The sequence below is a fragment of the Wolbachia endosymbiont of Cruorifilaria tuberocauda genome (genome assembly GCF_013365475.1).
Lineage (GTDB): Bacteria > Pseudomonadota > Alphaproteobacteria > Rickettsiales > Anaplasmataceae > Wolbachia.
Genome location: NZ_CP046579.1, coordinates 542,125 through 562,226, shown reverse-complemented (window position 1 = coordinate 562,226; position 20,102 = coordinate 542,125). Strand labels below are relative to the sequence as shown.

At 32.6% G+C, this 20,102-nt stretch carries 17 protein-coding genes; 10 read left to right on the top strand and 7 right to left on the bottom strand.

Features of this window, described 5'->3' with window-relative positions:
- The 3 genes from metC (at position 1) to GOY13_RS02170 (ending at position 4,050) form a co-directional block, all read left to right on the top strand.
- Positions 1 to 1,191 carry a cystathionine beta-lyase gene (gene metC, locus GOY13_RS02180; RefSeq protein ID WP_175814189.1) on the top strand — a complete coding sequence of 397 codons (1,191 nt, stop codon included), beginning with the start codon at positions 1 to 3 and terminating at the stop codon, positions 1,189 to 1,191.
- A 23-nt stretch (positions 1,192 to 1,214) separates the two neighbouring features.
- Entirely contained in the window at positions 1,215 to 2,612 is a 1,398-nt protein-coding gene (locus GOY13_RS02175) for a Mur ligase family protein (RefSeq protein WP_175814188.1), read from the top strand.
- A gap of 166 nt (positions 2,613 to 2,778) precedes the next feature.
- On the top strand, positions 2,779 to 4,050 hold the full coding sequence (locus GOY13_RS02170) for an MFS transporter (protein ID WP_175814187.1): 1,272 nt from the start codon (positions 2,779 to 2,781) through the stop codon (positions 4,048 to 4,050).
- Positions 4,051 to 4,407: 357 nt separating this feature from the next.
- Here GOY13_RS02170 and GOY13_RS02165 read toward each other — a convergent pair whose 3' ends face one another.
- From GOY13_RS02165 to GOY13_RS02150, 4 genes are all read right to left on the bottom strand, one after another.
- Positions 4,408 to 4,824: a nucleoside deaminase gene (locus GOY13_RS02165; RefSeq protein WP_175814430.1), complete on the bottom strand. Its 417-nt coding sequence runs from the start codon at positions 4,822 to 4,824 to the stop codon at positions 4,408 to 4,410.
- A 26-nt stretch (positions 4,825 to 4,850) separates the two neighbouring features.
- The gene (locus GOY13_RS02160) at positions 4,851 to 6,470 is read right to left on the bottom strand and encodes a CTP synthase (RefSeq protein WP_175814186.1); all 1,620 of its coding nucleotides are present in this window, start codon (positions 6,468 to 6,470) and stop codon (positions 4,851 to 4,853) included.
- Positions 6,470 to 6,790 (bottom strand): preprotein translocase subunit SecG, encoded by a 321-nt coding sequence (secG, locus tag GOY13_RS02155; protein ID WP_175814185.1) that lies wholly within the window; start codon positions 6,788 to 6,790, stop codon positions 6,470 to 6,472. Before secG ends, GOY13_RS02160 begins: the two co-directional genes overlap by 1 nt.
- Before the next feature lie 1,017 nt (positions 6,791 to 7,807).
- Positions 7,808 to 11,152, bottom strand: coding sequence for a UvrD-helicase domain-containing protein (locus GOY13_RS02150; protein ID WP_175814184.1), 3,345 nt, complete (start codon positions 11,150 to 11,152; stop codon positions 7,808 to 7,810).
- An 84-nt stretch (positions 11,153 to 11,236) separates the two neighbouring features.
- On the opposite strand from GOY13_RS02150, the gene GOY13_RS02145 reads away from it, so the two are divergent.
- The 6 genes from GOY13_RS02145 (at position 11,237) to pstB (ending at position 16,730) form a co-directional block, all read left to right on the top strand.
- On the top strand, positions 11,237 to 12,103 hold the full coding sequence (locus tag GOY13_RS02145) for a 4-(cytidine 5'-diphospho)-2-C-methyl-D-erythritol kinase (RefSeq protein WP_175814183.1): 867 nt from the start codon (positions 11,237 to 11,239) through the stop codon (positions 12,101 to 12,103).
- Between the two features lie 3 nt (positions 12,104 to 12,106).
- Positions 12,107 to 12,475 (top strand): Mth938-like domain-containing protein, encoded by a 369-nt coding sequence (locus GOY13_RS02140; RefSeq protein WP_175814182.1) that lies wholly within the window; start codon positions 12,107 to 12,109, stop codon positions 12,473 to 12,475.
- Position 12,476: 1 nt separating this feature from the next.
- Positions 12,477 to 13,286 carry a metal ABC transporter permease gene (locus GOY13_RS02135; protein ID WP_175814181.1) on the top strand — a complete coding sequence of 270 codons (810 nt, stop codon included), beginning with the start codon at positions 12,477 to 12,479 and terminating at the stop codon, positions 13,284 to 13,286.
- 295 nt (positions 13,287 to 13,581) lie between these two features.
- Positions 13,582 to 14,589, top strand: a complete 1,008-nt coding sequence (gene holA, locus GOY13_RS02130) for a DNA polymerase III subunit delta (protein WP_175814180.1) — start codon at positions 13,582 to 13,584, stop codon at positions 14,587 to 14,589.
- A gap of 591 nt (positions 14,590 to 15,180) precedes the next feature.
- Positions 15,181 to 15,975: a 4-hydroxy-tetrahydrodipicolinate reductase gene (gene dapB / locus GOY13_RS02125; RefSeq protein WP_175814179.1), complete on the top strand. Its 795-nt coding sequence runs from the start codon at positions 15,181 to 15,183 to the stop codon at positions 15,973 to 15,975.
- Positions 15,972 to 16,730: a phosphate ABC transporter ATP-binding protein PstB gene (gene pstB, locus GOY13_RS02120; RefSeq protein WP_175814178.1), complete on the top strand. Its 759-nt coding sequence runs from the start codon at positions 15,972 to 15,974 to the stop codon at positions 16,728 to 16,730. Before dapB ends, pstB begins: the two co-directional genes overlap by 4 nt.
- Positions 16,731 to 16,736: 6 nt before the next feature.
- Here pstB and dxr read toward each other — a convergent pair whose 3' ends face one another.
- The 3 genes from dxr to hemJ all read right to left on the bottom strand — a co-directional run bounded on the left by dxr (position 16,737) and on the right by hemJ (position 19,012).
- Entirely contained in the window at positions 16,737 to 17,906 is a 1,170-nt protein-coding gene (gene dxr, locus GOY13_RS02115; protein WP_175814177.1) for a 1-deoxy-D-xylulose-5-phosphate reductoisomerase, read from the bottom strand.
- Between the two features lie 76 nt (positions 17,907 to 17,982).
- Positions 17,983 to 18,450, bottom strand: a complete 468-nt coding sequence (locus GOY13_RS02110) for a hypothetical protein (RefSeq protein WP_246214281.1) — start codon at positions 18,448 to 18,450, stop codon at positions 17,983 to 17,985.
- A 130-nt stretch (positions 18,451 to 18,580) separates the two neighbouring features.
- On the bottom strand, positions 18,581 to 19,012 hold the full coding sequence (hemJ, locus tag GOY13_RS02105; protein ID WP_175814176.1) for a protoporphyrinogen oxidase HemJ: 432 nt from the start codon (positions 19,010 to 19,012) through the stop codon (positions 18,581 to 18,583).
- A gap of 54 nt (positions 19,013 to 19,066) precedes the next feature.
- Between hemJ and pdhA the strand changes: the two genes are divergently transcribed.
- Entirely contained in the window at positions 19,067 to 20,059 is a 993-nt protein-coding gene (gene pdhA, locus GOY13_RS02100; protein WP_175814429.1) for a pyruvate dehydrogenase (acetyl-transferring) E1 component subunit alpha, read from the top strand.
- The last annotated feature ends 43 nt before the right edge of the window (positions 20,060 to 20,102 follow it).

Sequence of the window (20,102 nt, the reverse complement as noted above, 5' to 3'; positions counted from 1 at the left end):
GTGAAAGAAGAATCTTTATTAGTCAAGGCAGGAAGAAAATTTAATGATTACAGGGGTTCTATGAATCCTCCAGTTTATCATTCTTCTACTATATTATTTCCTACCTATATGGACTACCTAAATGCAGCAAACGGGAAGAGCATATATGATGTAATCAACGATGGTGTATCAAGGGATTACAGTTACAGTAATGTTGGTACTCCAACTGTTCATTATCTTTCGAATGCACTCGCTGAAATTGAGGGTAGGGGTCAGGCATTAGTCTATCCTTCTGGGTTATTTGTGCTTACCTTTGCTATTCTAACTTTTGCTGAGGCAGGTTCTCATATTCTGGTTCAAGATAATAGTTATCATCGAGTTAGGAGATTTGTTGAAAATGAGTTACCTAGAAGAGGTGTAAAAGTAACTTTTTATGATCCGAGACAGAATATAGCTAGTTTGATTCAGAGTAACACTTCATTGATAATGATTGAAACTCCAGGTTCTATGACGTTTGAAATTTCAAATATAGAACATATAGTAGAGGTTGCTAAAGAGCATAAAATTGTAACTGTTTGTGATAATTCATGGGCTACTCCCTTATTATTTAAACCTCTCAATTATGGAATTGATGTTGCTCTATATGCAGTTACAAAGTATATATCTGGTCACTCAGATTTATTAATGGGTGCTGTTATTGCTGAAGGTGAAGTTTTTAAATTACTTTATGACAGCTATAAAAATTATGGAGTAACTGTTCAGTCTTATGACTGCTATCTTGCACACAGGGGACTTAGAACATTGCATACACGTATAAAAAGGCATCAAAGTACTGCAATGAAAGTAACAAAATGGCTGGAGGGGCACCCGAAAGTCAAAAAAGTTTTGTATCCAGCGCTTTCCTCTCATCCTCAGCACAAATTATGGAAAAGTTACTTCAAAGGAGCAAGTAGCGTATTCAGTATAGTACTAGATAGAGAGTATTCATGTAAAGAGCTCAGTTATATGGTTGATAACATGAAAGTTTTTAGTATTGGTGCTTCTTGGGGAGGGTGTGATAGTTTAGTGTTACCAATAGATCGTAAATCTATGTCAAGGTCTGTAATGCACTTAGATTATGATGGTAGTTTTGTGCGAATATTCTGTGGTTTAGAGGATCCTGAAGATTTGATCTCTGATTTAGATTCTGCACTAGCTAGGTTGCCTAGTTAGCTCTTTAAAATACGAAGTAAAATATGAAGTTAAGAGAATTAGTATATGGTATTATTGATATTGCTTTTGATATTGAAATCAGAGGTGTTACATGTAACCCTAAGAAGATTAGAGAAGGCTATCTTTTTGTTTGTGTATCAAAGGGGTGTGAGAAATATGTAAGTAACACAAAAGTTTCAGCAATAATATCAAGTTATGTATGGTATAATGCTCAAATCTATATCTTTCACCCAAATCCTCTAAGTGTATACAGTAAAATAGTTAGTAGATTTTATCAGTTTAAGCATCCAAAATATGTTGCTGCTGTAACAGGTACAAATGGTAAGACTTCAGTAGTAGAATTTTGTCGCCAGATCTGGCAAAATGCTGACTATAATGCATCGTCTATTGGAACGCTTGGAACATGTATTAGTAATAAAAGGGAATTTGATTATAATAGTCTTACTACTCCAGATGCAAATGATTTCTACACATTATTGTGTGATATGAATAGTAAAAACGTAGAGCATTTAGTATTGGAAGCTTCAAGCCACGGAATTGATCAATATAGAATTCACGGACTTGATCTAACTGCTGCAGCTTTTACAAATTTCTCGCAAGACCATTTAGATTATCATCAAAATATTGGCGAATATTTTAATGCTAAGAAAAGGTTACTTTATGAAGTACTTCAAGAGGAAAAAACAGTGATTTTAAATGCAAATATGGATGAGTATTATATATTGCTTGGAATAGCCAAAAAACGTAACAATAAAGTTATAACTTATGGAGAAAAATATTCTGATATTACTTTAATAAAGCAAATACCAACACAAGATGGTCAATATCTGACAATTAGAATTGACGATAAAATTTATAACGAGTTTTTCCCGGTTTTGGGGCAATTTCAAGCATATAATTTGATGTGTGCAATTGGTATCGCCATCTCTTCTGGGTTAAACTACGAAAGAATATACATAGATAAGCTTATCTCTCCACTTGGGAGAATGGAAAGGGCAAGCCAATTTGCATTTGTGGATTATGCACATACTCCAAGTGCGCTTAAGCAAGCGCTGTTATCTTTAAAATGGCACTTCAGCAAAGAAATAACTTTAGTTTTTGGTTGTGGTGGCAATCGCGACAAGACAAAACGTGCAGAAATGGGTAAAATAGCACAAATATACGCAGAGAAAGTTATAGTTACAAATGATAATCCGCGTAACGAAGATCCTGCAGAGATTCGTCATGATATTTTGCTACATTGCCCTGATGCACTAGAAATAGAAGATAGGAAAGAGGCTATAAAAAAAGGCATAGATATCTCGCATAGCAAAGATATGGTTCTGCTAGTCGCTGGAAAAGGACACGAAAAATCTCAAGTCATGAGTAGCCAAACTCTTGAATTCAGTGATATTGATTTTATTAAAAACTACACTTTTTAACATAATGATTTTTGCAACAGAGTTACCTCTTAAACTTACTCATAAATTTTAGTGACTTCAGTATTACATACAATAATAAAAAGTCAGTCTTCCATCAGGTTATAGCTTTACTAAATTTAAAAAAGCAGCCACAATGTAATAAATAAATGTTTAAAAATTAAATTTAGTGCACAATCAGCAAACAAAGGTGTTGTTGGCAACAATACTTTGCAGGATTACAATATGGTATGACCATATGCTCTTTATTGAGCTAGTTAATATAATTAGTAGAGAATTCTGTTCTGCAAATGACGTTTACTACAACATACTTCAATTATTTGGAATTGCTGGGTTAGGTGCAATGGTAAGGCCGCTTGGTGCATCTGTGTTTGGTCATATTGGTGATAGATACGGGAGGAGAGTAGCGTTAATGATTGCTATTTTGTTAGTATCGATTCCATCTAGCCTTGTTGCTTTTATTCCAAGTTATAGTAAAATAGGTATTGCTTCCACTATATTGCTTCTTTTAATTCATGTAACACAAGGGATTGCTCTAGGAGCTGAACAAGGAGGAAGTTCTGTTTACCTAATAGAGCACTTACCTAATAAGAAAAAGCTAGGAGTATTCTGTGGAATAATAAGTTTAGGTCGCTCTATTGGTGTCCTGCTTTCTGTAGTAATAGTAATTATCTGCAAGAAGAATACTGATTTTAATACTTGGGGCTGGAGATTACCATTCACTTTTTCAGCTGTGTTAGGCTTAATTAGTACATATAGCATATATATGCTTGGAGAAACTCTAGCGTACGAAAAGAACCAAAAGCAAAAAAAATTACCAAATTTACCAATAATAGAGCTTATAAAGCACTACAAGAGAGCTCTTATACTTGCTATTTTAATATCTGTGCCAGTTAATGTTACTGTTGGATTTACCATATTTCTCCGTACTCTTGTAAAAGAGACAATATTATTTAAGATGTACGTAACAACATACATCAATGAGATTATGTTAGTTGTAACTAGTATGCTGATACCTATATTTGCAATAGCACTTGGAATGTTAGCTGATAAAATAGGTAAAGAGCGCACTGCGATCTTATTCACAGTGATTACGATAGTAATATGTTGCCCTATGCTATCTATTGCATGCCACTATGAAAGCTATCTTATAATTATGCTTAGTATAATGGTTCTTTCTGTAATAGAAAAGGGTATGAATCCTATAGGAATAGTTGCATCTGAGCTTTTCCCGACCAATGTAAGATTTAGTGGAGTGAGTTTATCACGCAACATCTCTTTTGCTTTTCATGGTGGGTTTACTCCTATGATATGCACTTGGTTCACTATAACATTTCCTAAAATAAATTTTGCAGCAGGGCTTTATATAGTTTTTTGCTTGTCAGTTAGTTTAGTAGCAATGTTACAAATAAAACCACAAGATAAAAGATATGGCTGGTAAGAATTTTGATATGGATTATATGTTAAGTTAACTCAAAGTTGCAATCATGGCGTACAATTAAGTCTTTTTAGAAGGATTATATTATTAATATTTTGAAATTGTTTTAATGTGGATTTTTAAAATTTCTCAATCGCAAATTGGACTGATATTCATAAAAACCGTTTGGTATTTGGGAAAATTAAGCTTATCTTTATTCGTTTTTTGAACGATATTTTTTAATATGCAGTCTATTATACTAGAAATAGGGGCTTGTCATTAATGGGGATGGTATAGCTAATAAAAATGGCTTCCTTAGACAGTTGATATTTACTATATTGTGTTGTAATAATATAGAAATTTAATAACTATAGTCCAAAACTAAGTTCTTAGCTTTTCAAAAAAATCCTTTAATAGAAGGGAGCATTCTGCTTCTAATATTCCACCATAAATTTCAGGTACATACCTGCAAAACTGAAATATTTTAGCACCATTTTCAATCCCTCCACCTTTTGGGTTATAGGCTCCAAAGTATACTCTTCTAATTCTTGCAAATGAAATGGCTTGAGCACACATTGGACATGGCTCTAATGTCACATACATGTCTACATCACAAAGTACCGGTGTTGAAAGCAGTTTACATGCTTGTCTTATTACTAATATCTCTGCATGTGCAGTTGGGTCATTGTATATATTGTGCGCAAAAGAAACAATATTACTGCCATTGACTATTACAGCCCCTATGGGGACTTCATCATTCTTTTGAGCAAGTTTTGCTTGTTCTATGGCAAGCTCCATATATTGATATTTAAACACTTTTTCTGTTAATTCCTCTCTTTTTTAATCTTATTAACTGCTGCCTTAATAAAGGACACAAAAAGAGGGTGAGGAGAAAACGGTTTTGATTGAAATTCTGGGTGAAATTGCACACCAGTAAACCATGGATGACTTTCTAATATTACTGCTTCTATACATGTTCCATCTTCTGACATACAGCTGCATATTAGTCCATTTTTTTCCAAATTGTCTTTGTAGTCTAAATTGATTGCATATCTGTGCCTATGTCTTTCCGAGATGATAGTGTTCCCATATACATCTGCCATTTTGGAATTTGGTGTTATATTACATATGTGTGCTCCAAGTCTCATAGTCCCGCCGATATTAACATTCTTATTTCCAGCTAGCTTGATAATTGGGTGCTTGCATGCATAAAATTCTTCAGAGTGAACATCTTCAAGCTTAATAACATTGCGGGCAAATTCAATAACTGCAAGTTGCATACCAAGACATATTCCAAAAAATGGGATATTATGAACACGAGCATAACTTATTGCTGATATTTTACCTTCTACTCCATCATCACCAAATCCTCCCGGTACAAGAATTGAATGTGAGTTTTTTAGTTTCTCTCTCATAAATTTTTCATCGATATATTTTTTACTTTTCTCTCTTGAGTTAACCCAATTTATCCTTACTTTAACTTTGTTGCTAATTGCTCCATGATTTAATGCTTCAATTAGTGATTTATATGCATCAGGAAATTCAGTGTATTTCCCTACTATGGATACAGTGACTTCCTGCATTGAATTTCTTATAGAGAACACTATTTGGTTCCATTCGATTAAACTTGGTTGTGGTTTACTTAGATGAAAATGTTTCAGTATTTGTATACCAAGTCCACATCTATTATATAGAACTGGTAACTCGTATATATGATTCACATCAGGAGCAGATATTACGTTAGATAGAGAGACATTACAAAGGTTAGCTATCTTTCTTTTTTGGTTATCTGAAGTTTCCTTCTCACTACGACATAATATAATATCTGGCTGCAACCCTGCAAAATTTAACTCTCGAACTGAATGCTGTGTTGGTTTTGTCTTTAATTCTTGTGCTGCAGTTAGGTATGGAACTAGGGTTAGATGGATAAGAATGACTCTTTGTTTTCCTAATTTATAGCTGATTTGACGTATTGCTTCTAAAAAAGGTTGACTCTCAATGTCACCTACAGTTCCACCTATTTCACATATTAAAAAATCTAAACCTTCAGTGCAATTAAAAATAAATGATTTAATTAAATCTATTACATGAGGAATGACTTGCACAGTCTTGCCTAAATAATCACCACGTCTCTCTTTCTTAAGTAACTCGTGATACACTTTACCAGTTGTTATATTATCGTCTTTGGTTGCTTTTATCCCAGTAAAACGTTCATAATGTCCAAGATCTAAATCAGTTTCGGTACCATCTTCTGTAACAAATACCTCTCCATGCTGAGTTGGACTTATTGTTCCAGGATCAATATTCAAGTATGGGTCAAGCTTTCTAATTCGTACCTTAAAATCATAAGCTTGAAGAAGCGTACCAAGACTTGAAGCAACTAAACCCTTGCCGAGTGACGAGACAACTCCACCTGTTACAAAAATAAACTTTGCTTCTTTCATTAATCTTCAAAAGGAACAGAAGTAAATTCATTTTCTTGTTTCTTTTCCGATATAATTTTCCCCACAATTGATTTTTTATGTATACTTTTTGAGTATAGTCCTGATAATAATAGTGTGTTTGCTATAAACAGTCCAACAACTGTAGCTGTTATTTTACTAGGAAGATTTGTGTGATGTTTTACTGTGATCATCGAATTAAGGCTCTGTTGTGAACTGTTAAAACCACTTAGTGAGCTACTTCCAGGTGGACGTGAGATAACTAGGATTACTAAAATGGTAACTAGTATTATTTGTAGTATACTTAACAGTGTTAATGACATTATAGTTAAGGGTAAAGTTAAATTTTAAAGGTGTAAAGTGCATAAGTCAAGTTTTTATCAATATTTAAAAATCAAAAGAATTCTTTGATTATTTCATATAATGGTCTAATCTCTTAATTTAAGGAGATACAAAGATATCCTATTAATAGTGAAAAACTATATGAAAAGTGATAGAAAGACTCCTAAAGAGGAAAGCATCCTAAAATAATGGACAATTATTCTTTATTATGAGGTCTTAAGTATATCCTTATTGATATATACTGAAGTTGATATTAACCCAAGTAGCAAAGAGCCTTATGAGAATTTTGATAGTTTAAATAGAACTTTTAATGTTATTTTTGAAGCTATCCAAATATGGTAATAAAATTAATAATACATCTATACTACCATTTTTCTATAGGAATAAAATAAGTCTTCGATTATTTTGTAGGTCATTAGAACAAGAAGTATGCCTATAATCTGTAACTATGGAATTTCCTTGGTTATTCAAAGATAAATATAGAAAGTCTCAGCAAAAAATTTTTGTACCTTGCATATTAGTAAACTGCTATGTGTCAAGGAAATCATGAACGCTCTTTTAATTATTCAAATCTTTACAATATCATCTCCAAGATGTCCAAGTGTAGTTCATTACCACTGAATAGAAATATATCTTTCATCAGTTAAATATGGTAGGAGTTCATATAAAGTGTATTGATGACATTGTTGCAGTTTTAATAGCTATTTTTCATAGAGATAGATTGCTATAAGGCATTTTAGCTTAAGAAGATCATCATATACATAACTAATACTATAAAAATACGTTAGCAAAAAGGATCATGAGTTTACTAGCAGGTGTTATGTTGATTTGCATTGATAAGTAGCATTTCTGTGGCTAATACAACTAGTATTACGGAAAAAAATATATGACAAATTAAAATGTATTATATAAACCTACCTCTTGATTAATTTCAACTTAGTGCCTACCTAAAAAAGGTATATGTATCAATTAGCAAATGGCATATATTTCAAGTTTCATTAAAAGTCAGATTGCATTGTTAAATCTTCTACCCAAATAACCACACACTCTACATCCTTATTCGGATATATCTCTTGTACTAGAGTCTTATACGTCAACATCTGTTTTTTTATTTCATTCAATGAAAAAGCAGAAATATTACGGTGTAATTTGTAATCAATTATGATTGCTTTATTTTGCGTTATGCATAACCGATCCAATCGTACTAGTACTGCTTTACCATCAACCATCCCACTTAATGGAATTTCTGATTTACCTTCTAAATCAAATAAGTAATCATATTTTTCATTGAAAGCTAGTATTTTTTTATAAATCTCATCTTTCCCATCTCTAGTGTTTATATGATCAAGGTATTTTTTAATCCAATCCTTTCTTCTATCTTTTTCTATCTTAGGCATATACTGTAATATACTGTGGATTATCAAGCCTCTTGTATATCCATCTGACATTCCTTGCATTTTTTTTTCACTTAATAAAGTAGAAGAAGTTAGAATTGATGCTTCTTCTTCCATAGACTTTTGTAGGTGGTCATGGAATAGAGAATAGAAATGGAAAGTTGATATTGGTTCTTCTTCTTTCTTTCTAGGTTCTTGAAGTAATGTTGCTGTGTTTTGTGGAGGCAAAACTACTGGACCATTCAGACAATCGAGTTTTTTATAAATATGAGGGTAGTTTGCATTTATGCATAAGACTTCAACTTCTTCTTTAAATATAGGATATAGCCAGCCTTGTTTCTTCTCATATAGTTCTTGGTCCTTGGTAATTAAATCGTACCAGGAACCTTTTTGTACTGGTTCTTTGCCTAAAATATATAATTCATCCTCAGCACGTGTTAGTGCTACATATAGCAAACGCAAATATTCATTATAGTTCTCTAGTTTCTTTTTTTTCTTCACTTGATCACAATAAGGATTGGCATTCTTTCCACACCAAAATGGTACTTCCATTTCATCAAAAACAATGTCTTCATTGTTTCTCGGTACTGTATTAGTATCGACTAGAAACACTATAGGTGCTTGCAGACCTTTTGACTTGTGGATTGTCATTATTCTCACAGCATTTCGTTTTGGTTGCATATCATTTCTAATTTCTGGGTTATTTTCCTTAATCCACTGGATAAATGCTTGGAGAGATGATTCTTCAAACTGCAATACGAGGTTTATGAATTCATCCATAACTTCAAAGTACTCAAAACCAAATCTTGCAGAAAATTTCTTTTTACTTGTGTAGATTACATGTATGAACAATGTAAGTGGTGATTCTGTACGAGATAAATCAATGAGATAGTTTAATTCATTAAAAACAGCAAAAGAGTAATTTTGGAGTTTTTCCCATAGTGAATGTTCTTTGCGGTTATATGCAATGTTAAATAAATCATCTTCGCTAAAGTTAAATAGCGGTGATTTTAGAACGTTTGCAAGTGCTAAGTCATTTGTAGGAAGAAGCAAAAACTCAGCCAAAGCTATTAGATCTTGTACAACTATATAGTCCATAATCCTAAAGCAGTCTCGTCCTACAACTGACACGTTTACTTTTCTAAGCTCACTTATTGTGTAATCGATTAACATATTTCTCTGCCGCATCAAAATTATAATATCCTTTGGTTCTATGTTGCGATCTTTAGTAACTAAGATCCGTCCTTCACTCAACCAGCCATGGATTCTATGAGCTATCGCTTGAGCAAGCAATCTGTCTGATATCATATAGTCTCTTTTATCTGTTAGATGGATTTGTAAGGCTTTCTGATCTTTTTTATTGCACTTTGGTAATAAAGGCCAAATTTCAATGTATCCTTGATCGTTTTCTCTATGTGGGATATGTCTTATTTCATTCCTAGTGAGGGATATCTCCTCACGAAAGTTGTTAAATATTCTATCTGCAAATGCTAGAATCTCTGGAGCCGAGCGAAATGATTTTTCTAATTGGCATGATATCAAGCCTCTGTTGCCAATTTTTGAATGAAAATATTGTTGCATGTGCTTGAAAAGATGTGGACTTGCCCCTTGAAACCTGTAAATGGATTGTTTTATGTCGCCAACAACAAACAAGGTGCGTTTTTTCTCACCACTGGTAAAGGATTCATCACAGAGATTTATTACAATTTTCCATTGACTAATATTATTGTCTTGTGCTTCATCGATGAGAATATGATCTATTTCTTGATTTAAGTTGAACAATGCAAGATCTTTATATTCTGGATTACTTAGAAGATTTATTGCTAAATCAATTATATCATTGTAATCAAGTAATGCATTTTTTGATTTCTCACTGTTATATAGATCAATATATACTTTGAATATGTTAAATAAGTTGCTAGTCCTCTTGAATACCTTGTAAGAGTTAATATCTTTTATACAAGTTGATAATATATTTTGAGTATTCTCCACTATCAATTCTGCATCTCTAAATTTCTCTGATGTGCTCTTTGTTATTAGAGATGATACACTTTTTCTTTCATATGATTTTAATTTCAAAAATACCTTAGCTAAGTCTTCTATTTTTATTTTTTCCCAGCGTGTTAATATGAAGTCTGTGCTTTTTTTCTTAATTGCAGTGTTAGCGGCAGGTAATTTTGTGCCTTTACACCAATTAGAAAGGATTGCACTGTAACTTTGGTCTTTTTTACTGCCTTTGCTTAATATTGTGACTAACCTTTCTACATTCTTAGTTATTTCATTCTCTAAATCATGAACTTCATCCAGCATGCTTAATTTCTCTTTGATGTATCCTAAATCGGTTACTGGTAAAGGTCTTTTTACACATAGAGTGTAAAGCAAGTTACTTAGTTTATTTTCATCAATTTCTGTTGCAATAGAGTTTATGCTATCTTGCAAATCCTTATTATGAAGTATTTTTTTAAATACTATGGAATGTAATTCTTTGCACTCACTTAACATATAATTTGGAGCAATACCAGCCTCTATAGGAGAGCTAGAAATCAATTTATAGCAGAAAGCATGTATGGTCTGTATATTTAAGCCTAGATTTTCCAATTCAGAAAAAAGCTTTCTTGCTTGAGCTATATAATGATCAAGTACTTCATTTTTTTTAGACCTTGGTGTTGAGTGCTTCGGTAACACTGAGGAGTAAGATAAAGAAAGACCTAATTGCTCCAAAGATGCAATTAACTCGCTATTCGAGCATATTGCCCACTTACTTAGTATGTTATGAATTCGATTTTCCATTTCGTTTGCTGCAGCATTAGTAAGTGTTAAGCAGAGAATATTTTTCTTGTTTTCTAATAAAAGTCTTAGTACTCTATCTATTAAGATTTTTGTTTTTCCTGTGCCAGCAGATGCATTTACCCATACAGAAAAATCAGGATTTGTTATTTTTAATTTCATCAGAAGTGAAGGAATTATATAAAATTTTGACTAAAATGGCATTGTAAAATATACTGTAAAAGTAGTGTTAGTGAAGATATATAAATGAAAAGTTTTTGCGCAAAGGCTCCTGCAAAGATTAACCTTTTTTTGCATGTTGTTGAAAGGAAAGAAATAGGGTATCATTTAGTTGAAGGCTTATCTGTTTTTGCTAATCTTTCCAATTTTTTAGAGATAAAGGTAGGGGAAAAGGGTTTCAGATATGATAACTCTATAGTTGAATTTGTGAATTCTGAACTCAAGATAAGTAACAGATACAATACAGTAATGAGAGCAGTTAATTTATTACTCAGGTATGCTCCTATACGTACTAAAGTTATTATAAAAGTTGTAAAAAATGTACCTACTGCTGCAGGTTTAGGAAGTGGTTCCTCAGATGCTGGAGCAGTGATACGTACACTAGGGAAATTATGGCAAATTGACAGATCTATCTTAAATGAAATAGCTGTAAGTGTTGGTGCTGATGTTTCTGCAAGTATAGATAATAAGCCGGTTTTAGTCAGAGGTATTGGCGAAGAATTATACCCAATAAAAAAATTTTCTTTTCCAAGAAATGTGGTGCTTGTAAAACCAAAAAAAAAGTTCTTAAGCACACCAGAAGTGTTCTCGAAGTATAAGGGAAATTTTTCTAGACCAATTGAATGGAGTGATAATGCCGAAAAAGATATTTTAAAACTTCTTAAAGAAACTAGGAATGATCTTCAAGAGATAGCAGTGAGTCTTGTACCTGAAATTAAGGATGTGATATTAGCATTAGAGTCACAGAGAGGTTCTGTACTATCTCGCATGTCTGGTAGTGGTGTAGCATGTTTTGGAGTATTTGATAGTGAGAAAAATGCAAAAGCTGCTGCTGTAAATATCAGAGAAAAGCAGCCAGAATGGTGGGTGTGCGGCACTCAATTGATAATTTAACTTATGAATATAATCCCCTTAACTTCTCAGAAAAAAAACTTTATATACAGCTATGAAAAAGGAAAATTTTTAGTAGACAATAAGGAATATTATAGCTCAATTATAGTCTTTCCTGAAAAGGTGATTGAACTCAGAAAAAATGATATAAATAGTAAGGAATACTTTAAATCTTTTTTGACAGAGGAGATAGAAATTCTGCTAATAGGCACTGGTAAAACACGTAAAATGACGAATCCTTTTGTCAGTCTATACCTTATAATGGAGCAAATGAGTTTAAATTTTGAATTTATGGCAACTGATGCAGCATGTAGAACACATAATGTTCTAATATCTGAAGGCAGATTTGTTGTTACTTACTTAGAGATAATGTAGTATGCTTGAAATATTTACGCAGGGCTTTTTTATTAACAGCCTGGTTGCAGTGGTTATAATTAGCCTAGTGACAGGTACATTAGGATCATTCATGATATGGCAAAGATTGTCATATTTGGGTGACAGTTTGTCACATTCCTCATTACTTGGTATTGCGCTTGCTCTAATCTTCAAAATTAGCCCTTCAATCAGTATAATGCTTATAGCAATTGCTTTTGCAATACTACTTTCTCTTAATTTTAATAGATTATATTCTGTTGATGCAATATTAAATATTGTCACCAACGTAGTTTTATCGTCAAGTTTAATATTGATGTCCTTTATCCCATCGAGTAATAGTAGCATTATCAGCTCTCTATTTGGTGATATATTAACACTAGAACAGAGTGATATAGTATTAATTTTTCTAATTTCGCTAATAGTTATTCTTATACTGATATTTAGGTGGCGCTACTGGCTAGTAATTTCAATTAATCAAGATTTGGCAATAGTTGAGAAAGTGAACGTGAGTTTAATAAGGCTAGAATTCTTAATTACTCTTGCCATATTCATAGCAGTATCTGCCCAACTGATAGGAATATTACTTATCTCTGCATTTTTACTGATACCAGCTTCATCTGCAAGGCTTATTTCAAAGACTCCAATACAAATGATTGTTACTGCAACGGGTTTTTCTGTGATCTCTGGAGTATCTGGTCTAATGCTATCTGCAAGTTTTGATTTATTAACAGGACCTACAATTATACTTGTTGCAGCTGCATACTTAATTGTTGCTTATTTTATGAGGTTAATATTAAATAAATTAGCTTAACTCATTTAAGTGATTACTTGCCTAGTACTGTTTTATTTGGCAATTAAAATCGCTTTATGGTAGGCAACTTTATTACTTACATATGAATTATAATGACTGATCTGTAAAAAGGATTTTTTTTGAACATGCATTTAAACTTGTAAAAAGATTTTATTAATAAGTATATTCTAGGGAAATAGATTAATCTTGTGCAAATGGAACATATCAAGTAATGTATATAATGACACGTAAGAGATTTTAAAATCTTTAGATACTTCTATATAATCAAATAAAAATATGCTATTATATAAAAGATATGAAGATTACACCATCCAAAATTGAAAAATTTTTAGAGAAACCTGATGCTTTAAAGGGTATATTAATTTATGGAAGTGATAATGATAAAGTAGATTTTTTTGCTAAAAAAGTGATTGCTAGTTTATGTGAGTATTCAGTTCAGGTGATGGACTTTGTGACAGTAGATAAATTTCCTGGTTTGCTGTTTTCTGAGCTAGTAAATATTTCGATTTTTACTAATAAAAAGTTGATTAAGCTGATAAACGTAAGTGGGAGAATATCTAAAGGATTGAAAAATGTGCTTGATAATAATACAAATGGCAATTATATAGTAATGATAGCAAATGAACTTCCGTATAATTCTACAACTAAAAGTTATACAGAAAGCTCAAAAATTTTTGGTGTAATTTCCTGCTATAAGAATAATAGTAGTGATTCTTGTGATGTGATATCAAATTACTTGAAGCAAAATGGTATATGGTATACAAATGAAATAATCTATCATTTGCAATCTTATTTTAATTATAGTAAGTTGCCTATATATTCTGAACTTGAGAAGTTGGTTTTATACCTTGGAGAAAAAAAAGATCTTAAACTTACTGATGTAAAACTGTGTTTTCCTACCTCTGATAATGATTACGTTACACTTGATAACTTGTACTCTGCTATAGTATATAAAAATACGAGACAATTTATCAAGATTTCTGATATATTAATATCACAAGAAAACTTTTCACCAATAGCACTAATTCGTATTACATTAAACTACTTCCTACATCTTGAAAATGTTCTACTGCTAGTACAAGGAGGAATGAATGAACAGGCCGCAATTAACCAGCTAGTTCCTCCGTTGTTCTTTAAGCAACTGCAAAGTTTTAAATGTCATCTAAAAATTTTTCGGCTTTCAGAGCTTAAAAAATTGATAGAAAAGTTAATAAGCTTGGAGATTTTCTGTAAAGCAACTGATCTAGATCATAAAATGGTTTTTCAACATGAACTGCAGCAGATGACTGGTGTTGAAATTTAATTTTTCTACAATCTTATTACAGGTTGCTATATTCATTCTTCGTAAAGATAATGCTCTACACTTACCATTTTATCTATGTTTTTCTAATATGATATGGTTATACTTAACTATGTAAAACCAAGATACGTCTGACGTTTTGGAAAATTTAACAACTCGAAATTAGCTATTGAAGTTAATAAATTTAAGGACTTACTCAAGTATTAGTAATTAGTCTCATATATTTTATGAATATTTAAGAAATAGGTCTATTTGCTAAATCAATGTGGGCAATAGAAGATTATCATATGTTCTTATGTTCTTGCAATTTTTTTTTGATGTAAAGTAAAATATGCTTACATGTCTAGCTTTTTTAAGTAGAGTAAAAATAATAAGGAATGTGTTGCTTAATTTTTGTTGCTTTCTATCCTAGAGAAGATATAGCTTTACTTCATGGTTTATATTTCTTTAAATGCCTTCCATGGGCTAAATTTTATCTTAGTAGAGTAAGAGTGTTATATGAAAAAATATTAATACTAGTTTTAAATTATTAGAGATCTAGCTGTAGCTCGATAGTAGCAAAATTCAAAAGAAATGTTCAATATAGAAAACTTTATGAAAATTAGAATTGGAGTAATAGGTTGCTTAGGAAGAATGGGGAAAAAGATACTCAGCGAATTAATTACAAATGCCAGAGTAGAGATAGTTGGTGCTGTTACTAGACTTAACAGCAGATATATAGGTTTAGATATTGGCCAAATCATAGGTCACAGCTCTACTTTAGGAATCCAGGTTACAAGTTCTATTAGTGATGTGTTTGAGTTATCTGATGTTATAATAGATTTCACGAATAAAGAATGTATGTTAGCATGTCTTAAAGCAGCTGTAAAATTTAAAACACCACTAGTTAGTGGAACAACCGGAGCAGAAGATATCTCTTTAAGAGAGTATGCTGCTGAAGTTCCAATATTATGGTCAGCAAACATGAGTGTTGGAATTAATGTATTACTGAAATTGGTAAAAAAAGCTGCTGGTCTTTTAGATAGTGAATACGACGCTGAAATTTGGGAAATGCACCATAAGTTTAAAAAAGATTCTCCATCTGGAACAGCTATAGAACTTGGAAGAGCAATTGCTAATGCTTCGAAAAGAGACTTCCAACTCAATCAACATTTACTTAATAGTTCAAATGTAAGAGGAAAAGGTAAGATAGGTTTCGCAGTATCTCGTGGAGGTGGAGTGATAGGAGATCATAGTGTAATGTTTGTTAATTCTGATGAACGGATAGAAATAAATCATAAAGCAATTGATCGAACAGCATTTGCTAAAGGTGCTGTGCGAGCGGCAATATGGCTATATGAAAACAAGAGAGAAGCTCCAGGGCTCTATTCGATGCAGAGTGTAATATGAGCGATATACGTGCTTCCATTAAGAGTTTGGACCTGTGGTATGGCTCTAAGCAGGTTCTGTTTGATATAAGCCTTGATATTCGGAAAAGAAAAGTTACTACTTTTATTGGTCCATCTGGGTGTGGTAAATCAACATTCTTACGTTGTTTTAACCGTATGAATGATTATGTACCTGGATGCAAAGTTATTGGTGAGTTGATTATTGATGGACTTGGTAATATATACTCACGCGATATGGATGTTGTGCTGCTCAGAGCAAAAGTCGGCATGGTATTTCAAAAGCCAAATCCTTTTCCAAAGTCAATATATGATAATGTTGCCTATGGGCCTAAGTTGCAAGGTACAGTAAAGAATAAAGGTAAATTAGATGAAATAGTAGAAAATAGTTTAATCAAGGTTGGTTTATGGAAAGAATTGAAAGATAGATTGCGGGATAGTGCATTAGATCTATCTGGCGGTCAACAGCAAAGGTTGTGCATCGCACGCGCAATTGCAGTAAAACCAACCATTTTACTAATGGATGAACCATGTTCTGCACTTGATCCAATGGCAACTAATGCAATTGAAAATCTTATACAAGAATTGAAATTGAAATTTACTATAATTATAGTAACTCATTCGATGAAGCAAGCTAAAAAGCTATCTGATAGTGTAATTTTCTTCCACAATGGTAAGGTTATTGAATCTGGAAACGTTCAAGAAGTATTTGAAAATGCTAACTCTTCTTTGACAAAAGAATATATTTTAGATCATTGAATCTAACTATGGCGTAATAGTTTTAGATGAGATAATTCCTTTAGCAAGGATACGGCTTTCACGGTCAATATCTATTATATCAGGAAGTGAATTAATGTTGATATAATTATTAAAATTTTCTATTGTCAATTCTACTACTTTTACTATCCCCAAAAAACTGATACGTGACCTCAAAAACTCATTTACAGCTACTTCATTTGCAGCATTGAGCACAATGCTATTTGTGTGTGGCAGAGAGGAATTTAATACTTCCATGCTAAGCTTTAGGGCAGGAAAACGCTTGTAATCAGGCTCTTGAAATGTCATTTTTTTTTGTTTGGTTAAATCTAATTTATAGCCTGAAATTGACCTTTCTGGCCAAGATAGAGCATATGAAATAGGAACTGCCATATCAGCTTCTGCAAGTACAGCAAAATTGAAACCATCTTGATAAACTACAACTCCATGTATTATCGATTCAGGGTGCACTACTGCTTCAACTTTATTAGGGTTGATATTAAATAAGCTATGTGCTTCTATTATTTCTAGGGTTTTATTCATCATCGTTGCACTATCAATTGAAATCTTCTTTCCCATATTCCAAATAGGATGACTTAGTGCTTGGTCTACTATAACATTTCTTAATTGTTCAAAGCTATAATTTAAAAATGGTCCACCAGAAGCAGTGAGTATAATTTTTTCCACGTATTTATTTCCATTTTGCAGAACTTGAAAAATTGCATTGTGTTCAGAGTCAATAGGAATTATCTGTACATTTTTTTCTTTAGCTTTCTTAAATAGTAATTTTCCACCACAAATAATACTTTCTTTGTTTGCTAGTGCAATAACTTTAGTGCCACTTTCTATTATATGCATAACTGGCTCAAGACCTGCAATGCCAGTTATTGCAACAACTGAGAGATCAGTGGGTAAAGAAGCAACATTTATTAAACCTTCAGTACCAGCTTCTACCTTAATACCTGTACCAAGTAAGCTTTCTTTTAAATTCATGTAAAACATCTTATCAGAAATAGCTACATATTTTGCGCCCAGAGATCTTGCTTGGTGTGCTAGTAGAGCAAAATTTGAATGTGTACTAAGTACTTCTACTTGATATTTCTCTCTTTCTTTTAAAAGAAGATCTACAGTTTTTTTTCCAATACTTCCAGTTGACCCTAAAATTGAAACCTTTTTCACTAGAATGAACTCAGTTAATTGAGATAAGTTGAAGGAAAATATTACTCCTCAAGTGTTATTTTATAATTTCCAGGTATCAAAGCTCATGCACGTAGTCATTACTAACATGAGGTGAATGACTTGGCGAAAAAAAACTATCATAGTGATTACCTAAATCATGTATGTCATGTAAGCCATCAATGTTATGAGCTATTTCATTGTTAAAATTTGGGTAATCATCTAGATGAAGGTTTTTATCACTACAGCTCATATCTATTCCTTCTGAAGCCATATCATCACAACTTCTGTCTTCATGTGAAAAATATTCTGCAAGACCTTCAAGACATTTTATGCCAAACATATTACCTTGCTTCCCTAACAATGTTACTAGGCTACTACCGCTCACTAAGCCTTCAAATACGTTACTATAGGAAGAAATTGCTCCTTCGTGAAAGCTGAATAGCCACTTTATTCCATCCATAATCGTTGCGATAGAGTCACTGTGACCGAGACCGAAACCACTCTTCCCCCTTGATATTCTTGATGCTGTTGTTGAGCTTGCCACTCTGCAATATTTGGACCTTGAGCTTCACCACTCATAAGCTTTTACTCTGAACCATTGAACATATATAAATTTTACTACGAACATTAAAAAGTGTCAATAAAACTCTCGAATACCATTTCTGAATGAAGTTTCACCGAAAAGGTTTTACGATAACTGTAATAATTATAATTATCATTAATATCGTAACTGTCTCGTTTAAGATACGGAAATAAACATGAGCTTTTTTGTTTAAACCCATTGCAAAACTTTTTCTATGTTTTGCGAGTAATATATGAATAGTAAACATAAAGAGTAGTGCTAACACTTTCACATGAAACCATCCTTCATGGTAAGACTCTCTTATAATCATAAGTGTAACACCAAAAACTAGTGAAGAAAGCATTGCAGGATTTACAATACATTTAAGTAGTCTTTTCTCCATTATTTGAAGTAAGCTGTCACTCTCTGAACCTAGCTTTACAGTTGTGTGATAGACATAAAGCCTAGGCAAGTAAAGCATACCTGCCATCCACATAATGACAGAAATAACATGAAATGCCTCAAGCCATCGGTAATAATCCATTATAAAATGTTAAAATTTCTGATATCATCTAAGTTTAATAAAAAAGAAATTGATATGAAAGCAGAAAGTTTCACTAAAGACCAGGTGATTGAGTTCTATAGAAAAATGCTACTAATACGTAAATTTGAGGAGAAGGCAGGGCAATTATATGGGATGGGATTAATAGGCGGGTTTTGTCACTTATCAATAGGGCAAGAAGCAGTTGTGACTGGAACTCATGCTGCATCAAAGCCCGGAGATGCTTTTATTACAAGTTATAGAGACCACGGCTTAATGCTTGCATGTGGTTCTGATCCGAATATTGTGATGGCAGAACTGACAGGCAAAAAAACAGGATGCTCAAAAGGCAAGGGTGGGTCAATGCATATATTTGATATTGAAAAAAAATTCTTTGGTGGACATGGAATAGTTGGTGCACAGGTTCCGATTGGTACTGGAATAGCATTTGCTAACAAGTATAAGAAAGAAAACAACGTAGTGTTTACGTATTTTGGTGATGGTGCTACAAACCAGGGACAAGTATATGAATCTTTTAATATGGCATCTTTGTGGCAATTGCCTGTAATTTATATTATAGAAAATAACGGATATGCAATGGGGACCTCTGTGCAGAGATCGACTTTAGTGACTGATCTATATAGAAGAGGAGAGAGTTTTGGTATTCCTGGAAAGCAAGTTGACGGAATGGATTGCTTTTCTGTTTATGAGGTAACATCTGAAGCAGCTAAGTATGTACGCAGCGGTAAAGGGCCCATTTTGCTTGAAATGAAGACGTATCGATATCGTGGCCATTCAATGTCAGATCCTGCTACTTACCGCTCGAAAGAAAAAATTGAAAATATAAAACAAAATTACGATCCTATAAGCACTTTAAGGAAACATATGATAGATAGTAAGATTGTTTCAGAGGAAGGGTGTAAAGTAATTGATAATGAAATACGTGATTTAGTGAAAAAATCTGAAGATTTTGCAAAAAATAGTAAAGAACCAGATATTGATGAATTGTGTATTGACGTTTACAAGTCAAGTAACCACTCACTGTGGTGAGTTAATGATGTTTTATAACGGGACGGGATTCATTTCCTCCCTA